At 74.8% G+C, this 7,017-nt stretch carries 6 protein-coding genes and 1 rRNA gene; 2 read left to right on the top strand and 5 right to left on the bottom strand.

Annotated elements, in window-relative coordinates; translation table 11 throughout:
• Window positions 1-95, top strand: a 5S ribosomal RNA gene (rrf, locus tag ACF1AG_RS05140); the annotation flags it as partial.
• A gap of 81 nt (window positions 96-176) precedes the next feature.
• Here rrf and ACF1AG_RS05135 read toward each other — a convergent pair.
• The 5 genes from ACF1AG_RS05135 to ACF1AG_RS05115 are packed head-to-tail and all read right to left on the bottom strand — an operon-like array spanning window position 177 to window position 5,727.
• A complete protein-coding gene (locus ACF1AG_RS05135; RefSeq protein WP_359605143.1) occupies window positions 177-1,487 on the bottom strand; it encodes a DUF58 domain-containing protein in 1,311 nt (436 codons plus the stop codon).
• Window positions 1,487-2,476, bottom strand: a complete 990-nt coding sequence (locus ACF1AG_RS05130) for a MoxR family ATPase (RefSeq protein ID WP_359605166.1) — start codon at window positions 2,474-2,476, stop codon at window positions 1,487-1,489. Before ACF1AG_RS05130 ends, ACF1AG_RS05135 begins: the two co-directional genes overlap by 1 nt.
• Entirely contained in the window at window positions 2,476-3,669 is a 1,194-nt protein-coding gene (locus ACF1AG_RS05125) for a DUF4350 domain-containing protein (RefSeq protein ID WP_359605145.1), read from the bottom strand. The genes ACF1AG_RS05130 and ACF1AG_RS05125 overlap by 1 nt, the downstream gene beginning before the upstream one ends.
• On the bottom strand, window positions 3,666-4,412 hold the full coding sequence (locus ACF1AG_RS05120; protein ID WP_359605147.1) for a DUF4129 domain-containing protein: 747 nt from the start codon (window positions 4,410-4,412) through the stop codon (window positions 3,666-3,668). The genes ACF1AG_RS05125 and ACF1AG_RS05120 overlap by 4 nt, the downstream gene beginning before the upstream one ends.
• A 4-nt stretch (window positions 4,413-4,416) precedes the next feature.
• A complete protein-coding gene (locus ACF1AG_RS05115; protein ID WP_359605149.1) occupies window positions 4,417-5,727 on the bottom strand; it encodes a hypothetical protein in 1,311 nt (436 codons plus the stop codon).
• A 141-nt stretch (window positions 5,728-5,868) separates the two neighbouring features.
• Between ACF1AG_RS05115 and mtnA the strand changes: the two genes are divergently transcribed.
• Window positions 5,869-7,017, top strand: a complete 1,149-nt coding sequence (gene mtnA, locus ACF1AG_RS05110; RefSeq protein WP_359605151.1) for an S-methyl-5-thioribose-1-phosphate isomerase — start codon at window positions 5,869-5,871, stop codon at window positions 7,015-7,017.

Here is a 7,017-nt window from a genome sequence, read left to right as displayed (position 1 = left end):
AAACGCCCGGTTACATTCCGAACCCGGAAGCTAAGCCTTACAGCGCCGATGGTACTGCAGGGGGGACCCTGTGGGAGAGTAGGACGCCGCCGAACAATTCTTGAACAGAAAGCCCCCGTGCCATTCGGCACGGGGGCTTTCTGCGTTTTACGGCGTCCCCCGCACCGCCCCTTTCCTCACAGCCGCCCTGCCGACTTCAACGCCAGGTACGCATCCGCCAGCGCCGGCGCCAAGTTCTCCGGAGTCGCGTCCACGACCGTCACCCCGCGGCGGCGGAGCTGTTCGGCTGTGCGGTCGCGTTCCGTGTGGGCCTGTGCGGCCGCCGCGGCCTCGTACACGGCGTCGACGTCCCCCCGGCCCCGACCCATCGACGCGACGTGCGGGTCGGCCACCGAGGCCAGCAGGACCGTGTGGCGCTGTGTCAGGCGGCTCAGGACAGGCATGAGGCCCTCCTCGACCGGTGTCGCGTCCAGGGTCGTGAGAAGCACGATGAGGGAGCGGCGCGGGGCCGTTCGGAGTGCCGCCCCCGTCAGGCCGCGGGTGTCCGTCTCCACCAGCTCGGGTTCCAGCGTGGCCATCGCGTTCACCAGCGACGGCAGGAGGTCGCCGGACGCACGGCCCTGGACCAGGGCGCGTACCCGGCGGTCGTAGGCCAGCAGATCGACGCGGTCACCGGCGCGGGAGGCCAGGGCGGCGAGGAGCAGGGCCGCGTCCATGGAGGCGTCCAGGCGCGGTGCGTCGCCCACACGGCCGGCGGACGTGCGGCCGGTGTCCAGGACGAGCAGGATGTGGCGGTCGCGCTCCGGGCGCCAGGTGCGTACCGCGACCTCCGACTGGCGGGCGGTGGCCCGCCAGTCGATGGAGCGGGTGTCGTCGCCGGGGACATAGGCGCGGAGGCTGTCGAACTCCGTTCCCTCACCCCGCGTCAGGACGCTGGTGCGGCCGTCCAGTTCGCGCAGGCGGGCCAGCTTGGACGGCAGGTGCTTGCGGCTGGTGAACGGCGGCAGGACGCGGACCGACCACGGGACCTTGTGGGTGCCCTGGCGGGTGAACAGGCCGAGCGGACCGTAGGAGCGGACGGTGACGCGGTCCGCCTGGCGGTCGCCGCGGCGGGTCGGGCGCAGGCGTGTCGTCATGCGGCGGCGTTCGCCCGGGGGAATCGTCAGCCGGTGCCGCGACGCCTCCGTCTCCGTGCCGGGCGTCCAGCTGCTCGGCGGCCAGGCGTCGCGGAGACGGGCTCGCAACGGGCGTCGGGACGGATTGGTGACGGTCAGAGTGACGTCCGCGGTCTCGCCGAGCCGTACGGAGGTGTCGCCGGAGCGGGTCAGGCCGAGGGTGCGGACCGGGGCGGCCAGGGCGTAGTCGCAGGCGCAGGCCACCGCCAGGGGTGCGTTGACGGCGAGGAGGCCCGTCCAGCCGGGTTCCCAGATGCCGACGGGGAGGGAGCCGAGGGCCGCGAGGAGAGCGGCGCGTCCGGTGGGAGCCATCAGCGGGGGACGGGGACGTGGGAGAGGACCGCGTTGATGACCGAGTCGGCCGTCACGCCCTCCATCTCGGCCTCCGGGCGCAGCTGTATGCGGTGGCGGAGCGTGGGCAGGGCGAGGGCCTTCACGTCGTCGGGGATGACGTAGTCGCGGCCGGTCAGCCAGGCCCAGGCGCGGGCGGTGGCGAGCAGCGCGGTGGCGCCTCGCGGGGACACGCCGAGGGTGAGGGACGGCGACTCGCGGGTGGCGCGGCAGACGTCGACGACGTACGCGGTGATCTCGGGGGAGACCGTGGTGGCGGCGACGGCGCGGCGGGCGGCCTCCAGGTCGGCGGCGGTCGCGACGGGGCGTACGCCGGCGGCGCGCAGGTCGCGCGGGTCGAAGCCCTGGGCGTGCCGGGTGAGGACGTCGATCTCGTCCTGGCGGGACGGCAGGGGGATCGTCAGCTTGAGGAGGAAGCGGTCGAGCTGTGCCTCGGGCAGGGGGTAGGTGCCCTCGTACTCGACGGGGTTCTGGGTCGCGGCGACCAGGAACGGGTCGGGGAGGAGGCGCGGGGTGCCGTCGACGGTGACCTGGCGTTCCTCCATGGCCTCCAGCAAGGACGACTGGGTCTTCGGGGGCGTGCGGTTGATCTCGTCCGCGAGGAGCAGGTTGGTGAAGACCGGGCCGGGCTGGAAGGAGAACTCGGCGGTGCGGGCGTCGTAGACCAGGGAGCCGGTGACGTCGCTCGGCATCAGGTCGGGGGTGAACTGGACGCGTTTCGTGTCGAGTTCGAGCGCGGCGGCGAGGGAGCGGATCAGCAGGGTCTTGGCGACGCCGGGGACTCCCTCGAGGAGGACGTGGCCGCGGCAGAGCAGGGCGACGACGAGGCCGGTCACGGCGGGGTCCTGGCCGACCACGGCCTTGGCGATCTCCGCGCGCAGGGCCTCGAGGGCGGCCCGGGCGGCGGCCGGGTCGCCGGTGGGCGCGGCGTTGTCGGTGGTCGGGTCCATCATGGACGGCGTACCTGCCTTTCGAGGGCGTCGAGTTGGTCGGCGAGCCGGATCAGAGCCGCGTCGTCGCCGGGGGGCGGGCCGAACAGAAGCGTGTGGGGGGACGGTCCGTCGCCGTCGAGGCGGGCGGACAGCGCGGGCAGCAGTGCCTCGGGCGAGTGCGCCTGGGTGCCGGGGACGCCGACGAGGGGGGCGAGGCGCATGCGGGTGGCGGAGCGCAGGGCGAGGGCGGCGCGGTCGCGCGCGTCGGCCTTGCGGTAGAGACGTGCCCGGCCTTCGACGGTCTCGGAGGCGCGGATCGCCACGGGGAGTTTCTCGGGCACGAGGGGGCCGAGCCGGCGTGCCCGCCACAGGGCGGCCAGGGCGGCGGCGACGAACAGCTGGAGGGTGCCCCAGAGCCAGCCGGAGGGGAGGAGGTCGAAGAAGCTCTTCTCGTCCTCGGTCCCGGCGCCGGCGTCGCCGGGGGCGGGGAGGTACCAGACGAGATGGGGGCGGGAGCCGAGGAGCTGGAGCGCCAGCGACGCGTTGCCGTGCTCGTCCAGGCGGTCGTTGTAGAGGATGTCGGGGGCGCCGAGGAGGACGGTGTCGCCGGCGCCGGAGGGGTCGGGGACGCGCAGCAGGGTGGCCAGGCGGTGGCTGCGGTAGCACTCGTCGGCGTCGGGGTGGTCGGAGGAGTAGCGGATGCCGCCCGTGTCGGCGCTGCCCGCCCGTACGGCGGCGGGAAGGTCGCAGCCCGGTTCGAGGGTGGAGTCGAGGCTGTTGGCCGGGTCGGCCATGACGCCGGGGGCGAGACGCTCCACGGAGGCGATGCCGGAGGCGACCAGGACGGTGCGGCCCCCGGAGTCCTCGGTGGCCGTGCGCAGCCGTGTCTGCTGGCGGGGGGTCAGCAGGTCCGGCACGGCGACCAGCAGGGTCGTGTCGGGTCCTGCCGCGTCGGCGGCCTCGGCGAGGGTGGTGACCACGCGGGTGTCGACGCCCCGGTCCGCGAGGAGTTCGGCGACGGCGCGGCTGCCGAGCGGGTCGGCGGAGCGCGGGTCGAGCCGGCCGTGCCGGGCGTCGGAGCGGACGACGGCGATGGCGACGGCCGCGACGACGAGCAGCACCAGCGCGAGGGCGACGCCCCGGCCGCGGGTCCACACCTGGCGGGCGGTGGGAGACGCGGAGGTGGGCGGCGAGGTGACCTCGGTCGTCATCCGGCGGCTCCCTGGCGGGCGTCGGGGTGGGTGCCGCCGCTGCCCGCGAGGGCGGGCTTGGCGCGCTCCAGGTCGCCGTCGAGGGCGGCGAGGCCGCGGTACGTGTCCTCGGAGGCGGTCCGGCCGCCGTATGTGACGTCGTCGAAGTCGCGGGCGGCGGTGCGCAGCCGGTCGCTGTGGGCGGGCAGGGCGCGGCCGGCCTCGGCGGCGGCCTCGTCGGCGGTGCGGCCGGGGCGGGGGTCGAGGAGGGCGCGTTCCTCGAGGGCGCGGACGACGGCCCGCATGCGTTCCTGGATGGCCTGGTTCCAGTGGCCCTGGGCTGCGTGCGCCTCGGCTGCGGCGCGGTGTTCGGCGGCGCTGCGGGGGCGGTCGTCGAACAGGGCGGGGGCGGTCACCGGGCGGCGGCGCGGGGTGCCGAGGCGCCACCAGAGGGCGGCTGCGACGGCGAGCGCGGCGACGACGATGACGACGAGGCCGAGCGCGCCGCCGGGTGTGGCGGTGGACGCGGCGCCGAGCAGGTCGTCGACCCAGTCCCAGAAGGCCTCCAGTGCCCGCTGGAGCCAGCTGAGGTCGTTCTCGTGGTACATCTGCTTCGACAGCTCGCGCCGGGCGGCCTCCCGCGCGGGGTCGCGCGGGAGGGTGACGGGCGGTTCGTCGTCGCCGCGCGCCAGCAGGCGTACGGCGGTGTCGGCGGCCGACGGCAGGGCCGGTACGGCCTGGAGAACTCCCCCCGTGACGGTCACCGCATCAGCTCCCGCCGGTGGCGCCGGGGCCCTGGATGCCCGCAGCGCGCGCCAGTTCGAGGTCGAGGGCCTCGCGGCGGATGCGCTGGTCGATGTAGAGGAGCACGGTGACGCCGGCGGTGATCGGGAACGTGATCATGGAGCCGATCACCGAGCCGATGCCGCTGATGATCAGGAATGTCCAGCCGATGTCCCCGCCGGCGGTGCTCACGAAGCCGGTGACGCCGTCGCCGCTGAACGCGGCGGCGAGGAACGTGAACGGGATGACGATGATCGCCGCGACGACGTAGGCGATGATCGCGGCCAGCAGCTGGATGCCGAAGACCCGCCACCAGGAGCCGCGCACCAGTCGGGCGGAGCGGCGCATCGCGGTGACGATGCCCTGCTTCTCCAGCATCAGCGCGGGGGAGGCCAGGGAGAGGCGGACCATGAGCCAGGCGGCGAACACGGCCGCGGCGAGCAGACCCAACAGGGTCAGTCCGAAGCCGACCTCGGCGCCGGCGGAGACGCTGACGAGGATGCCGGGCAGCGCGCCGACGGCGGCGATGCCCACCGCGATGAGCCCCAGCAGCAGGATCAGGCCGAACAGCTTGAGGACCTGAGGGCGGGCGTCGCGCCAGGCCTCGCCGGTGGTCACCGGGCGGCCGAGCACGGCGCGGCTGGTGACGGTGGTGAGCAGGGCGGTCGCCGCGACCGTGCCGATCAGGGTGATGCCGTAGAGCGCGGCGGAGCTGAGCAGCAGGTCGCCCATGACCTCGGTGAGTTCGCCGAGGGTGGCGCTCGGGTCGTCGAGCACCTCGGTGTTGGCGTCGTCGAGGACGAAGCCCTGCAGCAGGACCGCGGCGATCTCGGTGAGGACGGCGAGGGTCAGGGAGATGCCGAGGACCGTGCGCCAGTAGGTGCGCATGGTCGACACGGCGCCGTCGAGGAGCTCGCCGACGCCGAGGGGGCGCAGCGGGATGACGCCGGGCTTCGCCGCGGGCGGGGGCCCTCCCCAGCCGCTGCCCCAGGGGGCCTGGCCGCCGGGTCCGCCGGGCGGCGGGGCGCCCCAGCCGGGGCCGGGGGGCGGCGGTGGCGCCTGGCCGGGGCCGCCCGCACCGGGGGTGCCGGTGGGCGCGGACCACTGGGCGGCCGGGGGCTGGTCCTTGGACCACTTCACGCCCGGCTCCCGCGGGGCGTCACCCGACTGCCGCGGCCGGTCGGCGGACTGCCCGGGGCCGGGGCGGCCGTCGGACCCGGCGGGCCCGGACGCGTCCGGTTCCCGCCCGTCGGACGGGGCGGATCCGGGCGAGGCCCAGCCCGGAGTGTCGTTCATCGTCGCTCCTTCACGGTGCCCGGCCGCGGTCGCGGTGGCGGCTCGGGCAGCCATCGTGCCATGCGGTGCTTCCCGGTGGACCGGCCGAGGTCGGGGCCGTTCGCCTTCTATTGTCCGCGTGACAGGGGGCAGACTGGCGGCATGGCTGATCAGTACGCGCACAGCGGCGACAACAAGCGGCCGACCTGGATGCCGGCACTGCGCTGGGAGGAGCCTCCCGAAGGCCCGGTGCTGGTCCTGCTCGACCAGACGCGGCTACCGGCCGAGGAGGTCGAGCTGGTCTGCACGGACGCGCCCGCACTGGTGGAGGCGATCCGTTCGCTCGCCGTGCGCGGCGCCCCCCTGCTGGGCATCGCGGGCGCGTACGGTGTCGCGCTCGCGGCCGTGCGGGGCTACGACGTGGACGACGCGGCGGCAGCCCTGGAGAGCGCCCGGCCCACGGCGGTGAACCTGGCGGTCGGGGTGCGGCGGGCGCACTCCGCGTACCGGGCGGTGGTGGACGGCGGCGGCGAGCCGCGGCAGGCGGCCGGGGCGGCGCTGGCCGCCGCGCGGCAGCTGCACCAGGAGGACGCCCAGGCCAGTGCGAGGATGGCGGAGCACGGGCTGGCGCTCCTCGACGAGCTGATGCCCGGCGGCGGGCACCGGATCCTCACCCACTGCAACAGCGGTTCGCTGGTGTCGGGCGGCGAAGGGACGGCGTTCGCGGTGGCGCTCGCGGCGCACCGGGCGGGACAGCTGCGGCGCCTGTGGGTGGACGAAACGCGTCCGTTGCTGCAAGGTGCTCGCCTGACGGCGTACGAGGCGGCCCGCAGTGGCATGGCGTACACCCTGCTCACCGACAACGCGGCGGGTTCGCTGTTCGCGGCGGGTGAGGTGGACGCGGTGCTGATCGGCGCGGACCGCATCGCGGCCGACGGTTCGGTGGCGAACAAGGTGGGGAGCTATCCGCTCGCGGTGCTCGCGCGGTACCACCATGTGCCGTTCATCGTGGTCGCTCCGGTGACGACGGTGGATCCCTCGACGCCGGACGGGGCGTCCATCGAGGTGGAACAGCGTCCCGGCCATGAGGTGACAGAGATCACGGCGCCGCAGGTGCCGGTGGCCGGAGCGGAGGCGGGAGGCGGAATTCCGGTGGCCCCCTTGGGGACGACCGCGTACAACCCGGCGTTCGACGTGACACCGCCGGAGCTGGTGACGGCCGTCGTCACCGAAGAGGGCGTCGTTTCGCCCGTGACCACCGAGGCTCTGGCCGCCCTGTGTGCCAGGTCACGCCAGGTAACGATTAGCTAA

Source organism: Streptomyces sp. NPDC014764, assembly GCF_043082785.1.
In the GTDB taxonomy this organism is placed as follows: Bacteria; Actinomycetota; Actinomycetes; order Streptomycetales; family Streptomycetaceae; genus Streptomyces; species Streptomyces althioticus.
Note: the sequence above shows the minus strand (reverse complement) of the source record. Positions and strands in the feature narration are given on the sequence as shown.